This window comes from Enterocloster lavalensis, assembly GCF_046603895.1.
GTDB classification, from domain to species: Bacteria; Bacillota; Clostridia; order Lachnospirales; family Lachnospiraceae; genus Enterocloster; species Enterocloster lavalensis.
The window spans coordinates 801,727-817,787 of record NZ_CP176637.1; the positions used below are offsets into that span (position 1 = coordinate 801,727).

At 40.6% G+C, this 16,061-nt stretch carries 11 protein-coding genes and 1 pseudogene; 1 reads left to right on the top strand and 11 read right to left on the bottom strand.

The window, feature by feature from the left end:
* Positions 1–2: 2 nt before the first annotated feature.
* From ACK2JC_RS03535 to ACK2JC_RS03565, 7 genes are all read right to left on the bottom strand, one after another.
* Positions 3–3,302 (bottom strand): DEAD/DEAH box helicase family protein, encoded by a 3,300-nt coding sequence (locus ACK2JC_RS03535; RefSeq protein WP_320937008.1) that lies wholly within the window; start codon positions 3,300–3,302, stop codon positions 3–5.
* A gap of 63 nt (positions 3,303–3,365) precedes the next feature.
* On the bottom strand, positions 3,366–4,520 hold the full coding sequence (locus tag ACK2JC_RS03540) for a restriction endonuclease subunit S (protein ID WP_320937007.1): 1,155 nt from the start codon (positions 4,518–4,520) through the stop codon (positions 3,366–3,368).
* Positions 4,521–4,593: 73 nt separating this feature from the next.
* A complete protein-coding gene (locus ACK2JC_RS03545; protein WP_368271061.1) occupies positions 4,594–6,090 on the bottom strand; it encodes an N-6 DNA methylase in 1,497 nt (498 codons plus the stop codon).
* Positions 6,087–7,148 carry a Fic family protein gene (locus ACK2JC_RS03550; protein ID WP_368271062.1) on the bottom strand — a complete coding sequence of 354 codons (1,062 nt, stop codon included), beginning with the start codon at positions 7,146–7,148 and terminating at the stop codon, positions 6,087–6,089. The genes ACK2JC_RS03545 and ACK2JC_RS03550 overlap by 4 nt, the downstream gene beginning before the upstream one ends.
* A gap of 228 nt (positions 7,149–7,376) precedes the next feature.
* Positions 7,377–7,724 carry a hypothetical protein gene (locus tag ACK2JC_RS03555; protein ID WP_302327886.1) on the bottom strand — a complete coding sequence of 116 codons (348 nt, stop codon included), beginning with the start codon at positions 7,722–7,724 and terminating at the stop codon, positions 7,377–7,379.
* A gap of 90 nt (positions 7,725–7,814) precedes the next feature.
* Positions 7,815–8,543, bottom strand: a complete 729-nt coding sequence (locus ACK2JC_RS03560; RefSeq protein WP_118756789.1) for a hypothetical protein — start codon at positions 8,541–8,543, stop codon at positions 7,815–7,817.
* 9 nt (positions 8,544–8,552) lie between these two features.
* Positions 8,553–8,912: a GNAT family N-acetyltransferase gene (locus ACK2JC_RS03565; protein WP_368280911.1), complete on the bottom strand. Its 360-nt coding sequence runs from the start codon at positions 8,910–8,912 to the stop codon at positions 8,553–8,555.
* An 86-nt stretch (positions 8,913–8,998) separates the two neighbouring features.
* Between ACK2JC_RS03565 and ACK2JC_RS03570 the strand changes: the two are divergent.
* Positions 8,999–10,376 (top strand): annotated as a pseudogene (locus tag ACK2JC_RS03570) (transposase).
* A 920-nt stretch (positions 10,377–11,296) separates the two neighbouring features.
* Here the strand turns inward: ACK2JC_RS03570 and qatD are convergent.
* The 4 genes from qatD to ACK2JC_RS03590 are packed head-to-tail and all read right to left on the bottom strand — an operon-like array spanning position 11,297 to position 16,061.
* A complete protein-coding gene (qatD, locus tag ACK2JC_RS03575; RefSeq protein ID WP_048931263.1) occupies positions 11,297–12,043 on the bottom strand; it encodes a Qat anti-phage system TatD family nuclease QatD in 747 nt (248 codons plus the stop codon).
* Entirely contained in the window at positions 12,040–13,308 is a 1,269-nt protein-coding gene (gene qatC, locus ACK2JC_RS03580) for a Qat anti-phage system QueC-like protein QatC (RefSeq protein WP_048931264.1), read from the bottom strand. Before qatC ends, qatD begins: the two co-directional genes overlap by 4 nt.
* Positions 13,305–14,156, bottom strand: a complete 852-nt coding sequence (gene qatB / locus ACK2JC_RS03585) for a Qat anti-phage system associated protein QatB (protein WP_048931265.1) — start codon at positions 14,154–14,156, stop codon at positions 13,305–13,307. Before qatB ends, qatC begins: the two co-directional genes overlap by 4 nt.
* 12 nt (positions 14,157–14,168) lie before the next feature.
* Positions 14,169–16,061 carry a P-loop NTPase fold protein gene (locus tag ACK2JC_RS03590; protein ID WP_048931266.1) on the bottom strand — a complete coding sequence of 631 codons (1,893 nt, stop codon included), beginning with the start codon at positions 16,059–16,061 and terminating at the stop codon, positions 14,169–14,171.

Consider the following 16,061-nt stretch of genomic DNA (forward strand, 5'->3'; position numbering starts at 1 on the left):
TCTTATGCCACCGCATTGGTGTTAATCTGCTCGATCACGTTCCGTATGCCCAGCCAGACATTCATATCCGTAAATATCTCCGCCACACTGCCCCTGTCCGTGAAGGGTGGTTCCTGCAGCACAGACAAATCTTTCATCATTCCGTTGTGAACAATATATTCCACAATCTGATTGACAAAATAAATCTGTCTGCTATCCAAATTAGTCTCGTCCAAATATCCTGCGAAAGCCTCTTTGGCTGCATTCATGTCTAACCCAACAATTTCACGTACGAACTCACCCAGCGGTTTTTCTCCATATTCCTTCTTATAATCTTCTTTTGTTCCCAGTTCGCTCCACAGTATTTCCTGCAATGTTTTCACATCTGTTTCGGTAAAGGGACGATTCGTCTTAAGCTTAGCGATTGCAAGTGTATCCTGATGCTGGCGGACATAGTATTCGGCTTTTGCCTTATAATTCGCCAATTCATCATTATCCAGGTCCGAATCATTCCAGGTCATATTTAAAATATCATCCGTAAAATCTGTCACATATTTCACCGATTCTTTTTCTGGAATATATTTCATCAAGCTGCGCAATTCTTCCCTTATATATTCAAACTCCTCAATCCCGGCTTTTTCCAAATAATCAGTGTGAAGGACTTTTTGAATCAATTCTGTTTTCGCCTGTATTTCAGGAATATTGGCCACACCGGCAACTGCTCTGATCTTCCCGAGCATATCCTTACGCGCCTTGGTATACCTCTGCCCAAGCAGACAGGCCAATTCAATCCCGTACAGCAATGCGTCAAAGCGCACCGCGCTGGCGTCGTCTTGATCCGGTAAAATCAGCGGAACTATCTCATCTCTGACAGTCAATGTAGACTCATATGTCAATCCGTTATAGTTCTCTGCATTTGCGTAAAAATCCACATATTTTAAATGCTGACGCACCGCAAAGCTTTCCCGGCTCAGTTTCGAGACCTTACCCGCCATCAATTCTACAAGTTTTTTCCGATATTCAATCAATCGCTTCGTCTGGCGCTCGATATCCTGCAGCTTATAAGCAATCTGAAATTCCAGGTTAAATACTGCCCCCTGAAGCGCCACCATATTTGCGGTCGGTTTACCTGTGCTCACACGAAAGAACTCGAAATTCCCACAAAAATCAAAAATATAAAACTTGTTCTTATCATTTCCATCCAGCAATCCCGGGCAGAGTCTGGTACCTCTTCCGATCATCTGCCAGAATTTTGCCTTACTCATCACTTTTTTAAAAAACACAAGATTCAGTATTTCTGGGACGTCGATACCAGTATCCAGCATATCAACAGAGATTGCAATCTGTGGGAGTTTCCTGGGATCGGAAAACTCATCAATGGCACTTTGGGCATATTTGATTCGATTATCGATGACCTTCGCATAATCATTGGGCAGATGCGGATATTCCTTATGAAATATTTCATAAATTTTCTCTGCGTGGTCATGGTTCTTTGCAAAAATAATGGTCTTACCAAGCTGTTCTCCATAGTTGATGCGGATTCCTTCCGTCATCAGTATATGAAGCACTTTCCGTATGGTATCTTCATTGAAAATCCATGTGTTCAGAGCGGAGGAACTAATCGCTTCCGGTATCTCTCCCTTTTCGTTTTCAAACGTAATCTCATACAGCTCTTTATCTTCTTCCGAAAGTTCATCATACACAATCCCGTGATCAACGAATTTCAGCGTGGTTTCCACTGATTGAAAATCCACCAGATATCCATCCTTCACCGCCTGTGCAAGTTCATAGCCGTAAGTGGGGACCCCGCTTTCCAGTTCAAAAACAGAATATGTGTTTTTATCGATCTCGTCCTTCGGCGTAGCCGTAAGTCCAACCAGTGGCGCATCAAAATAGTTGAAAATATCCAGATATTTATTATAAATAGACCTGTGTGCCTCATCGCAGATTACTAAATCGAAATGACCGCAGGAAAACACCTTTCCGCTCTCGTCCTTTGCCTCATCAATCACATTGATCATAGTCTGATATGTTGAAAATACGCAATGGGCGTTATAGTTATCTTTATCCTCGCATAAATTGGTGCAGGACAGATCCGGCAGCAGATTCACAAAGTTTCTCTTTGCCTGCGTGACAAGCGAATTCCGGTCTGCAAGAAACAGAATATTCTTAATCCATCCCGCATTCAGAAGCACATGGCAAAGCTCAATCACGGTTCTGGTTTTACCAGATCCTGTAGCCATCACCAGCAATGCCTTGCGCTTATTCTTCACATCGAAGCCATCACAGACAGCCTTAATTGCCGCTTCCTGATAATAGCGCCCTGCAATACGTTTATCAATTGTGATATTGCGAAGACCGGTTCTCATTGCAAGCAGATTAAACCATTTTTCCAAATCCCGCTTGGAATATATGGCCGCACATTTCCGCTCTGGATACTGTCCGTCGATAATTCGCGTTTCAAAGCCATTTGTCAGGAATATCACCGGCCTACGCTTGTACTGTTTTTCCAACAAATCAGCATATAATTTTGCCTGCTGCCTGCCCTTGGAGACATCCTCGCAGGTGCGCTTCGCTTCAATCAAAGCCAGGGGTCTGTGAGAATCATCATAAAGCACATAGTCTGCAAATCCCACGCCGGATTTGTTGGGCATGCCGGAAAGCTCCACCTCATTCAGCCAATCCCGCCCCTCTGTCCATCCAGCATCCATCAGCATGGAATCAATATAAATCTTGCGTGTTTTGTATTCGGATAGCGCAAGCGGTTTTGGCACATATTCCGGCGCCTGCACCTCACGCCTGGCTGTCAGCTCTTCTTTTAACGCAGCATTTTCCGCTATCAAGGCCTTTAAATCTATCTCAGCGAATTGTTCCGTTTCCGGCTTACCACCCTGCTTTTCCGTCTCGAGGAGCGAAGCGTCATAATGGTGCTCGTCATAATGTTCCGCATAACAATATGCGATAAAATCCAGGAAAATGAACAAATCCTGCAGGCACAATTCCGCCTGATCGAAGGATGCCTTTTTGCTTCCATGGGCCGCATTATTCCCCATTCGCCTGATAAAATCAAGCCTCTTCCAAAGGTCTTCGTCAACAATATCCCGGAATTCCTCCGTATGCATCAGACTGCACAAATTATCCTGATAAGGCCGGACCAGCGATTGATCGACCGAATACATCCACTTAATGGCAAATTCCATTGCCCTGCGGCAGTTGATAATACACGCCTCCGGGTCAATATGTATGATTCGCTCCGCAGATATGGCGACATCCGCGAAGGTCTCGAACTGGGACTCTGATTTTAAATAGTCGAAGTTGGTCATGGATTGGCACCTCCTTGGTGAGGGATCGATTGTTTCACGCTTTCAATCAGTAGAATCGGAATATTATGCAAAATACTCCTGCATCAGGCTATCAAAGAGTATTTGTGTTTCATCCAGTGACATTTGGATGGCGGCTTTTGATTTGTCAACTTGGGCGACGAAGGTGGTAAACGCTTCTTGTAACTTTATAGGCGGCACCATCAGCTTCAAGGTATTAATAGAGTTGAAATTTAGCCCCGCTTTTACAGCGCTTTGGTTTTTAGACTGAAACTGGCTTTTTCCAGCATCGCTCTCCATATAATATGCAACATACAAAGGACATACTTCGTTTTTGTTTAACCTGATGCATGTTAAATGTTGATTGATAAATCCACCATAATCAGCAACTTCCTTTGGGACGACAGCTGTTCTGCCCAGATCTGCCGTAATACTAATAAGTAAATCTCCTTCCTGGACTTTGGTACGCTTAGCCTCTGCATTATCAGGCGGCACAATATGCTGTACATCATCAAGTGTTAAACGGCAATTTTTCACGTTTTTGATCGTAATAAAATATTCTCCCTCACCCGAAAAGTACTTTGCCCATCCACGTGATCCCGATGTTAGAAACTCAATGTATTCTGACAATTCACAAACAGGCCACTCCATAGGATTCATTATAGGATTCCCAAACATCTCGACAAATCGTGCCTTTACCAAGGTGTCTAACTTTTCAAGTTGTTTCCTCCGATTTGAAATAATATTACTGCATAAATTCAATACTTGAACGATATTATCTTGTGTTTTTCTATCCAGTACTGGTACCGGATATTCTGAAACTCTTTTAGGTTGGGCTCTTGTCAGTGAACCACCAATCCCTGTCACCTCACTTGTCATGAGCTGTTGAAATCGAGGCGTTCGTAAATACCAGGCCAAAAATTGAGGATTATATTGCTTATTTCGAATTACTATCCACTCAGATGAGGCAATATTTTGTTTATTTGATTCATCTGCAACTACCCACACTCTATTAATGCGTGGATTAATTTTACAAAGGAGAATATCATCCTTTTCAACTAATAATTTTGAAGAAGCAATCTCATCGCCCCTTAAATACTCCGGATGCCCAGTTTCGAATCTTGGTACACTATACACCTCAAAAACACGATCTGGCTCATTCATTGGGTTTATGATCTGACTTCGATATTCATTTATATTTTCAAGTTTTGTGTATTCCATCCTCTATCTCCACAATACGAATTATCTCCGCATTAACATGCAAAAACAACCCCATTTTCCTTTCCGGCCCAATCTACAGCATCACCTTCAGTTCCTGTAATTCCCTGGCAATCTGCGAATCTAATTCCAATATTTGATCCATAGTCTCCGAAGTAGGCGGATATTCTACCGCCACATACTCGACCTTTTTATACTTATTGATGGAAAGGTCATACCCATTATCCACAATTTCCTGTTTCGGAACGAAGAATGATTTTTCCGTACGTTCCCGCCCCACTTCATGGGAGCGGTCGGCAAACCGCTTTATAACATCCGGGATATCATTATCTGATACCGGCGAGCGTTTATCATCCAGACTGAATCCATCCGCTTGCATATCATAGAACCACACTTGATCGGTCCCACCATGCCCTGTCTTTGTAAAAATCAAGATTCCCGTTGACACACCTGCATACGGCTTAAATACCCCTGATGGCATGGAAATGATTGCCTCCAGTCTTTGGTTTTCGACTAATTCCTTTCGAATCGCCTTGTGTGCAGTAGAAGAGCCAAACAACACCCCATCTGGAACGATACAAGCACATCTTCCGCCTGTTTTAAGCATCTTGACAAATAATTCCACAAAGAGCAGTTCTGTTTTCTTCGTTTTGCATTCCTTTAGCAAATCTGCGGACACAATATCATAATCCAGGCTGCCCTTAAACGGCGGATTTGCTAAAATAAGGGAATATTTCTCCCTGTCTGTATTCTGATCCGATAAGCTGTCCCGATATTCAATAAATGGATTATTGATCCCATGCGTCATCATGTTCATCGCGCCGATGCGAAGCATTGTCCGGTCCATATCGAATCCGTGAAACATGTGATTCATATAGTGGTCTTTTTTAATTTTGTTAAAGAATATCTCTTCCTTATGGTACTCTTTTAAATATTCTCCCGCTGCCACCAGAAATCCCGATGTGCCGCAGGCCGGATCACATATAATATCATCTGCAGACGGCTGCATCAGTTCCACCATCATTCTGATAATATGACGGGGCGTTCTAAACTGACCATTGACCCCTGAGTTCGCCAGTTTTGAAAGCAGGTACTCGTATACATCCCCTCGCACATCCGTATCTTTTAAGCCTGACATCTGACGATATAAATCATCCATCGCATCTACAATTTTGGATAACATAAGAGGAGTTGGAACTTTAAAAATGGCATCTCCCATATATTTTGAATATGCACTGTCCTTGTCCACATGTAGGCTCTTAATAAACGGAAATACCATTTCCTGCATAACAAAATACATCTTCTGAGCCGGAAAATCGTGAAAAACAGACCACTTTAGCTGTGTGACGTCAATCATTCTATCTCCCAGCTGTACCTCTCCGGAAAAAACACTCTGGTATGGAAGCCCCAGCATGGCACTCTCTTTTGCATGAATATTATCGGTTTCATCTAAATCGTGAATAAACATCAGATATGTCATCTGTTCAATCACTTCCAGCGGATTCGTTAATCCTCCTGTCCAGAATATCTCCCACAGTCCATCAATTTTGTTTTTCAATTCCCCTGTAATCATTGCTCATTCTCCCAATTCCATGTGTATTTTGTGTAACGTCCATTTCCAATTTTTTTGATTCTTCCCTGCTTCGTTAGCTCTGTCAGAGTTCTTTGTATTGTTGTCTGACTTACTCCCGGAACCTTCTGCATAATTTCCGATTTTGTAATGGTTCCTATCTGTTCCTTAATTGCTTCTGCCACACGATCCGGTTTTGCCGTTGCCTTTTCCTCAATCAATTTGGTTCTTTCAAAAAATTCTCTGTACGCAGCCGCAATCACACCCAATAAATAGGTCACAAATGGCGCATAATCATTTTCCTCCTCGTGCCACAATCTCGAACTATCCTGAAGAGCCTCATAATAAGAACCTTTTGTTTTCTCAATCAGTTTTTCAATACTGATATACCTGCCAACCATATATTCTGATTGATACAACAGAAGCAGTGTCAGTAACCGGCTCATTCGTCCGTTCCCATCCCGAAATGGATGGATACATAAAAAGTCCAGTATAAACATTGGAATAATCAACAGCGGATCTGCATTTGTTTTGTTTATCACATCATAATATGCTTCACAAAGCTTATCTACCGACTCCGAAGTCTCCCAAGCTGCTACTGGCTGAAAGCGTATAGATGACACCCCCTCAACATTTTTTTCTTCAATTATGTTGTCAACGCTTTTAAATGCGCCTCCCACTCCTCCATTCTCAAATTTATATAAATCTCTGTGAAGCTGCAATATAAAAGTAGTTCTGATTGGTATATGGTCAAAATTCTCATGAATTGTATTCAACACATCTCGATAGCCGGCAATCTCCCGTTCATTCCTGCTCCTTGGCATCGTCTTATCCAGCACAATTTTTCTCAGTCTTTCGTCCGATGTATAAATTCCTTCGATTTTATTGGAGCTTTCTGTACTTTGTATTCTCGCCACTTCAACCAAGTCATGCAGTACATCCGCATGCCTGCTTGCAATCAACCTCTGCTCGCCTTTGTACTCGTGAATCGTTGTAAGGTAACCGACAATTTGCGGTGTTAATAGCTTCTCCCATTTTTTAGTGTAATCATAATTTCTCATCCACTTCCCCCATTCCCTGTACAACTATGCCATCATACTAATTTGACTTAAATAAAATATAACATTCCTCTTCGTCACTGTCAAGTTCAATTTAGTCATTTTTTATGCAATGACCAAATTGAGTCAGCAGTACCAAATTAAAAAATAGAGCTCGAGAATTTATACAACTCAAGCCCTATATCCCTGACTAACATTTTAAAATGGTCCGCTACTACGGCATAGCACCGGCTACCGCCGTTTTCCCGCACAGAGCCATGAAGAAACCAGCATCGAGGCCACACCAATGACCAGATAAACCACCGCGTATATGACAAACGCACCTTCCCCCGGATCAAAGAACGCCCATGTGCCAAGCAAAAACAAGGCGGCGGCAATGACAGGCAGGCACCACATTTCTTTCATGGATTTTCCTGCAAAGATCCCTGTTACAATGGAGAATGCCGGATTGATCGCAAAAAACAACAGCAGCGTAACCGCCATTCCGGCATCACTTTGGACAAACGTTACCGCGGCCCATGGCAGTAAGAGCATCACCGCTGCAGACCCGGCCAACCACCCGATCAATTTTGTTTTCATGCTTCACCCTCCGTAATCTCTGCGCATCGGTTGCCTGACGTGTTCCTCTCTTTTCAAATCCTATTCCTGGGGAGATTTCTTATCAATGGTCTAATGTCTCCTCATCCGATAAAGGTCCGCCGCCTTCTTCGGGTTCTGAAAGGCATCATAGTGATCGCCCTCAAATGTAAAACGCCGCGCTGTAATGCTCTCGGGGTTTCTGCCGGCGAGCGCCGCAACGAGCTCAGTTCCCACATCCGGTTTGCATTTCACATACAGCATGTTTCCGTCACTTTTAATGGTGAAAATACCCGGATCATAACCTGGAAGCGCAGACTCTTCATACCAGATCACCGCCATGTCCGAAATCCGCATGACGCCATGATACAGCCTATTTGGCAGCCGCAGCCAGTTTTTAGTCAAAAAGCCCACTTTCATAAAATCTTTTTCTCTGGTGGGTTGGGAAGTCAAAGACAATAGCAGTGCATCCGGCTGGCGGCATTCCCTATAAAATTCCAGTATTTCTTCTGCGCTGTAGCCGCTGTCCTTGGCCGTCATCTCCGCAACGGAGGCGCCGGTTTTGGACATCATTTTTACGCCGAGTCCGGTCAGGATGACGCCAAGAAGCACGCAGACTACGGTAACTACAATCCACATTATATCACTTTCATAGATCATATGGAACAGCAGATGGTTGAACACTCCGAGAGCCAGCGCCCCAATACCCAGGATTAACAGGCCGCCTCCCTCATGTTTCATTTTACTTTTTTTGGTAAGTTCCTCCCCAGTCCACAGCAGTTCCGTCTCCCATGCTTTTGTCATCGGTGTAATCATGTTCATACCCTCTCTTCATTCTGTAATGTTGTTCGATTTATGAGTCAAAACATAACGGCTGCATTCCACATCGAATAACGTAAAGCCGCATGATAACAGTGTCCTCTCAGACGCCTTGTTCTCCTTGTCTATGTCGGCGGTAACTCTTTTGGCATCCGGAAACGAAAATACCAGATCCACAAGCGAGGTAACCATTTCCTTACCCAAACCTTTTCCGAGACAAGCTTCTTCTCCTATGAGGTAGTCGATGCCGTATGACCCCTCGATCGGCAGCGATCCAAAATCCTCATCCCTGCTATCCTCGCATTTATAGTATTGACTAGGCGTTTGCGAAACGCCACAGCCCTCATAAATTCGGGCTTTTTTCTTTGTCAAAATAAAACAACTCCTCACAGGTTTATGGTAAAATTGAGATGTCCAGTAACAATCAACCATATCCACCTGAAAGGAGTTGTACCTATATGATACCATACAATCAGCTTTCTTTGGCAGATATTTTTTCATGTTGCCAGGATATTTATGAATCTGACAAACCTGCTTTCCTGTCACTGCTCCAATCCCATATTGACCTTATTGAAATTGTCCCTGCTTCCTTCCGGAAGCGTTTCTATGCATCAACGGGCAGAACCCGCAAATACCCTTTGTTCGCCCTTTTATGGGCCTTAATCATTCAACGTATTTTTTCTATTCCTACTGACTCGTTACTGCTTATTTTCCTTCATTATTCCAGACATCTCAGAGAATTCTGTGGCTTTGACAAAGTCCCCGATGCTTCTAAGATAACCCGCTTCAAACAGGATTTTCTTCCTGAACTCGAAGATGTTTTCTCACGCCTTGTTGACCTCACTGAACCTATCTGTCAGGCGATTGACTCTTCCAAAGCCAGTATGACTATCTTCGATTCTTCTGGTATAGAAGCTTGGGTTACTGAAAACAATCCTAAATACGCAAACCGCATCATTAAACAGCTAAAAGCGTATGCAAAATCCAAAGGCTTTGACGATTCTTATGATCCATATAAAGCTGCCTATGCTTCCATGCCCTCACATTCAGCTGCCAATCCGGAGATCAAACAGCTCTATATCGATGGGCATTTCTGTTACGCCTATAAGATAGGAATTGTTACTAATGGCCTCGGCATTATCCGGCACATTGATTTCTACAACAAAGCTTTCTTTGAGAAGCATCCTGAAATTACCATTTCTAAGAAATCCGATTCGCCTGATGAGGACAAATCTGTCCATGACGCAAGGCTCTTGATTCCTACTCTTCAGGACTTTTTCGCTACACATCCTCTGATCCGGCCTGACACCTTCCTTGGTGACTCCGCCTTTGATTCGGTCCGCCTGTACAAGGAACTTCTTTCCGGGGATACCTTTGGTAATGGCAGGCACTTCAAGAAAGCCTATATTCCTTTGAACTCCAGGGCACATCTTGAAAACCTTGACTATACCATTGATGAAAACGGGATTCCCTGTTGTCCAAAGGATCCCTCTCTTCCAATGAAATACGAAGGAACCTGTAAGCTTAAAAGCGGCGTCACACGATACAAATTCGTCTGTCCCAAAGTTGTTTGGATAAAAGATCCTTCTTCTGGAAACTATCACCGGCTCTGTAAATGTGACAACCCATGTACCACGTCTTCCTGTGGCAGAATGATTTACATTTATCCAGAGAAAAATCTTCGTGCCTATCCAGGTATTCTGCGAGGGACTGACGAATGGAATAAGGTCTACAAAACCAGAACCTATGTGGAGCGGTCTATCAATCACTTAAAAGACTGCTTCTGTCTGGCCGGACGTAAAACCCAAAATGAGAAAACACTTCATGCCGACCTAATCCTCGCAGGCATTACACAATTAATCGGTGTGGTTCTCGCAGATAAGATTCATAAGCATGAATGCATACGGACGTTAAAATCTTTAATTGCATAGGACTTACCAACTCCATAAAACGTATGGCTTATGAATGTGCGCCATTATCCGAATACATCCCACTTATTCAGGTCCTCCTGCTTCGCAAAGTGGCTTCCTTATTTGGAATCAGGATTGAATACCTGTTTCGCAATCAACTAAATATCTATAATATCTTGTCTTGTTACCTCAGATATTTTATTCATATTTTTAGTCATTCCTTTCGCTTCGCTCAGGCACGAACAAGTCATGAAAAGTCTTGTCCCCCTCCTCTTTTAGTTTTAAAATGTTATTATGGAATAGCAATACACTACAGAGCATGGGAGGAGGAGTGGCGAAGTTTATTCGGCCCCGTATATTTATATGTGCCGTCATCCTTACAAGCACAAACAAGTGGGACTTTGAACCCGGACTCTTATCACGGGTAATAAACCATGTTTATTTAGTCGTAAGATGACAGTCAATGTTGCTATTCCTATCTTTAGTTAAGGTGGTGATACTTATGATGAGGCTCATCTCCCCCATCTGCTGTGGACTTGATATCCATAAAAATGTTATCGTTGCAACCATCGTTACTACTAATAGTTCTGGAATATCGAGTGTGTGAAGAAAAGTCTGCAGGAAAGATTTATGATATCTTGGAGTGTCTCCGATTTCATCATCTCAATCACCCTCATGTCAATCCCATTACAAAAAATATTTTTTGTTTAAAGCGACTTTAAAACTATTATTTGTCCAAAGCCGCTTTGTTATCGTCATAATATTCTTACACCAAGACTCTTTCAAAAAACAGTATAGTAAGCACTTGACTAAATAGTAAAATCGTTGTTTTTACTAGAATTTTTCTTAGACTTTTTTTAATGCTGTCGTACCATTGATTACTTCTAATAAATTGTTTTCCATCTGTTTTTTAATTTCAATTATAGACCTCCCATATTGTACAGCTAAAAACTCTATCACATCCATATCCCATGGCATATACAACATTCCATTCTTTTCAGTAAACGGTGCATCTGTTTCTGGCAATATTTTATTTAATGGCATTTGCATGATTATATCTCTTCCTGCTTTTGAATAACACATTTTAGGATTTATACTAAACCAACAACCTAACGATAAAGCCTTTTGAAGTTCTTTTATATTTCCGGTAAACCAATGCATTATAGGCACATTCTTATCTAAAGTTTTTTCTATACATTCTAATACATCTTTAACTGCACATCTTGAATGTATACTGATTATTCTTCCATGGTGCTTCTCAGCTTCACTTAATGCACCATAGAAAAAGGTTTTTTGTACAGAATATGAATGCCTATTTCTGCTAGTACCATCTATACCTACTTCTCCAATATATCTGGACTTTGAAATTTGTTCCATAAATAGATCAATTTCATTCCTTCTATCTGCCACTAATTCCGGATGAAATCCTAACGCAACTCTCACATTATCTGTATTATTAAAATACTGGGATGTTTTTAGATAGGCGCGCGGACTTGTCGTAACCGCTAACACCTTTACATTTCTTTGCTTGACTTCATCAAATACTGCTAACGGATTCTTGTATAAATCCAAATGACAATGGAAATCTATCATATAACACTATGCTCCCTTAACAATGCTCCTATTTCTAGCACCCCACGTTCAATAACACCTAAATATAAATTTCGTTCTTCTCCTTTTGCAAAAGACAACATACCTTTCACAAGACTTTCAATGCCATTTTTTTTCAATTGAACAACAGCCAATGCTGCAGCTGCTACATCTTTTGAATACGAACATTGTAAATTTTCTTTAAAATACCCGCCTTCTGTAACATCACACAAATTATTTTTCAAAAAAGCTGCTCTCCTTACTAAACAAGGAACACAGACCCCACAGTGCTGTAATTTCCGTTGATATTTTCCACAACTTGTCGAACCAAAAATAAGTTTTTTCATCAAATCCTGATTCTTACAATCCATCAAAACTTCACCTTTTGTTTTATATTTGTATGGTAATACAAAATCAATATTTATTCCCACATCATTCCAAATTTCCTGCATTGCTTTCATATATACAGGATGGGTTGTTTTTGTACTAAGACTACCTGTTCTAAGTGGATCTAATGGCATATTCAAACTAATATATCCATTTTCAGGTACGAATAATTCTTTCCTGCCTTGAGCATTGCAATCAATGCCACAAGATGCCAATAATGCAAAAGCAAAAAAGACCATTGATCTTGCTCTGGTCGAAATTTCCGATTCTCCTTTTTTCTTTATATTATTGCTCCATTGGCACAAATTATTTATTCCAAACTGCATGGCATATTCTCTTTGATGTTCAGCATCTCCCCTAACTGTTTGAGATACAAATAAAGGATTTCTTCCTTCTTCATGCAAATCAATTGCTCCCACTAAACTGTCCATACCTCCTGACAACAAACAAATACAATCCTGCTGCCTTAAATCATATTTTTTCTGCGGAACCAGCGATTCTGGTAAAGCATTTATATTTAAAACCCAAAAATCTCCGCTGAGGAAACGAAGCATTTCCTCTAACTTCCTTTTTTCCTGTCTCCATTTAGGCGCATCATGCAAATATATGCAAAGCTCAATTTTTCTTGTCCAACCATCAGCACTCTTTTTCCTCAATACTGCTTTATCTGCTGCAACTACAGCCATAGCAATAATTGTAAAATCCAATGCCTCTACTGTTGGAGCTATTTTTGATTTTCTCAATTCTTTAAATAGTTGTACTCCCACATGCCCTACATTGTTTATTTTCTGTTCAGGAACTGTAAACATTTCAAAATAATAATCATCATCACTATAATACTTTGGGGTACAGCATCGTGGATAACAAATCACTTTATTCATACTTCAACCTCATACACTTCAAACGTGTTTTTTATAGCTGTTTGAAATAATTTCTGCATATCAATCGTCTTACTACCAGAGTTTCTAAGCCTATTTAACTGCGATGATATTTCTGATTGTAAATAATCTTTCATTTCGTTCATACGATTAACACGTTCTACAGCTGATACTTCTTGTTTTTCAAAAGCTTGTCCTATGTCCAATTGGATACGACTAAATGCCTCATTGCCAAGAAATGTACCGGTGAGAGACCATATCTGATCATCAGTCAATTTACTAATATCTGTATCAGGATTTTGACTCATAAACTCGCTCAATGCAAATCTTCCTGAATCTCTACAAGATACTTCGTCTAAGCTTCCACCAGTTGGGCATACATTATCAATTATTGTATCAATAATTTCATTCGCATTAGCACCTCGTCCTTGCAATTCTGATAAAATTTTACCCAATGGGAAATTCTCGTTATCCCTTAAGGACTGAAATGTCTGGAAGAAATTCGCAGCTGCTTTGGTTGAAGTACGCATGCGTTTGGAGAGATTTTTCGCTCCGCCCATTCCTGTTTTAGAATAATGCCCCAGCGATTTTCTCAAAGAGTCTTTACTCCCAGAATGAACGTATTCACCCATTCCTCGTCTAGCACTTGCAAAACGGAATTTGGGTGCAATAACAAGTTTTTCATCATCATCCGGTTCTTTTTCATCAGATTGATTATCATTTTCACTATCGTCATCATTTTGACAATCCGGTTGCTCATTATCTTGATTAGGCAACTTAATGTCATCTAACCACTCCGGATCTAGTGAAACCCCTGCACCTGGTCCCATACTTGAAGCTGATGTTCCCATATGTTTTCACCCCTACTTCTTTTGTGTATTTTGTGTTATGGCCCTTTTTACACTATCTGGTGTTTCTGAATCGTCAGCCCATTGTTTCAACATATCTTTAGCCCATTCCTTTTCAGCAATAACAGGAATAATGGGAGCTTTTCTAGATTTTGCCGGTATCTCACACAAAGCCAAAGCTAAATTACGACCTAATTCGGGAAAAGCTTCCGTAATATGTACTGCTGCAAATAAAGCATTTACATTCCATTGTTCATTACGTCCCAAACTAATTATTCTTTTCAACAATTTCTCAGCCTCTCTTATTCCTAGAGATTTAATTGATTCAACAAGTTCCCTAAGGTATGTACCATTCTTTACTTTCTTTAACGCAGTTAACAATTCTTTGCCTTTAATAGAAAGTTCGTCATATGCAGCAAACGAAAGCGCCTTATCTCTGCTAAGATACAAAAGTGGACGCAAATCAAGTCCACCTAGTTTCGGTTCAATTAATACCCATTTCTGTACAAAATCATTGTTCCATGTAACATCTGGAAATTCATATTTTTCACCACTTATTAAGCTATCTTCTAACTTTTGTATAAATTCCGGTTTTCCTTCCTCTGCGTTTGCAACTTCTTTAGCCAGATAATCAAATGCCCCTTCTGATGCACATCTCTCAAACAATAACATCTTTATTAACACACCGGAATCTAACATCATTCCATTAATTTTTGCAACTTTTTTTCTTATCTCAAGAGCATTTAATAACCGTTTTATTAATCTAGGATTACCTTTAATATTATCCGCACTTACAAGAATACCTGCTAATTGATCTGCAATTGCTACATATTCCTTCATGGTTCTTTCTGTATCATCATCAAAAACCCCTTCTATTTTTTCTGCTGTCACATCATCTTCCCATGCTTTATTCAAAAGCTTGCTTAATTTATTTTGCGCCTCTAAAAATGCTTCTTGTCTCACTCCGTTTCTTTTAACTTCTAATTCCATGAACAAGAGAACTATGTACACTTTTACTTCTGCAATCCCCAAATGCGGTATTTTTATTGGAACTTGAATCAACTTATCGAAATAACTTGTAACTAACTCATCTGACAATTCAACTCCATTAAAATGGGCACGTACTCCATTTCTTATCATCTGTTCATCTGCTGCGATGATAAAGGCTGTTCGCTCTACAAATAATAATAATCTCATTGCTTCAAGAGTCGAAATCGCTGTTTCAGGTAAGCACCGATCTAAATCATCTACCAAAACAACAAGTTTCACTTTTAGCTGTTTAAGTATTTCTTCAAATTCCTTCCTAATTTCCTCAATCTGCTTTGTTGCCGGCTCTGACATCTCTTCATTATCATTTAAAAGATTTTCCAATTCTGGAGTCAGTCCTTCAATCGCAGTATCTATCGCTTCACTGTTCTCAGACTTTTTATCACGATTATTCCAACTGCTTTTTATGACATTTGCAAAATTTGCAATCACGCCGACAGGCGCTGCTCCTGGAATAAAGCCAGCCAACAAAGGTAATGCCAGTTTTGATACCTGAAACCAATTAATACGTTTCAGGAATTTCTTGAATTTCTTTCCAAGCTCACCATCTTCATCAATTCCTTGTTTTTTCATTTCTTCAGTCAATTTCATCGTCACCGACTGGAGCAAGGCGGATTTCGCATCTTCATATCCCTGATATAACCATGCATTGAATTCAAGAAAAATATATTTGTTATCACTGGACTGGTCATTCAAATCTTTACCAATCATTTTTACCATGGAGGATTTCCCGGCCCCCCAGCTTCCAGATATTCCTATAGATATTGGATTATCCCCTGACTCAATTATTAAATCTGCAACCGTCTTAGATACAACTGAGAAATGCAAATAGTCTGTAGTAGTTTCAATATCATTCCACAT

What these genes read in the sequence shown, in the direction of transcription:
- ACK2JC_RS03535 (WP_320937008.1), bottom strand. Translation starts at nt 3,302, where the DNA reads ATGACCAACTTCGACTATTTAAAATCAGAGTCCCAGTTCGAGACCTTC.
- ACK2JC_RS03540 (WP_320937007.1), bottom strand. Translation starts at nt 4,520, where the DNA reads ATGGAATACACAAAACTTGAAAATATAAATGAATATCGAAGTCAGATC.
- ACK2JC_RS03545 (WP_368271061.1), bottom strand. Translation starts at nt 6,090, where the DNA reads ATGATTACAGGGGAATTGAAAAACAAAATTGATGGACTGTGGGAGATA.
- ACK2JC_RS03550 (WP_368271062.1), bottom strand. Translation starts at nt 7,148, where the DNA reads ATGAGAAATTATGATTACACTAAAAAATGGGAGAAGCTATTAACACCG.
- ACK2JC_RS03555 (WP_302327886.1), bottom strand. Translation starts at nt 7,724, where the DNA reads ATGAAAACAAAATTGATCGGGTGGTTGGCCGGGTCTGCAGCGGTGATG.
- ACK2JC_RS03560 (WP_118756789.1), bottom strand. Translation starts at nt 8,543, where the DNA reads ATGAACATGATTACACCGATGACAAAAGCATGGGAGACGGAACTGCTG.
- qatD (WP_048931263.1), bottom strand. Translation starts at nt 12,043, where the DNA reads ATGATAGATTTCCATTGTCATTTGGATTTATACAAGAATCCGTTAGCA.
- qatC (WP_048931264.1), bottom strand. Translation starts at nt 13,308, where the DNA reads ATGAATAAAGTGATTTGTTATCCACGATGCTGTACCCCAAAGTATTAT.
- qatB (WP_048931265.1), bottom strand. Translation starts at nt 14,156, where the DNA reads ATGGGAACATCAGCTTCAAGTATGGGACCAGGTGCAGGGGTTTCACTA.
- ACK2JC_RS03590 (WP_048931266.1), bottom strand. Translation starts at nt 16,061, where the DNA reads ATGTGGAATGATATTGAAACTACTACAGACTATTTGCATTTCTCAGTT.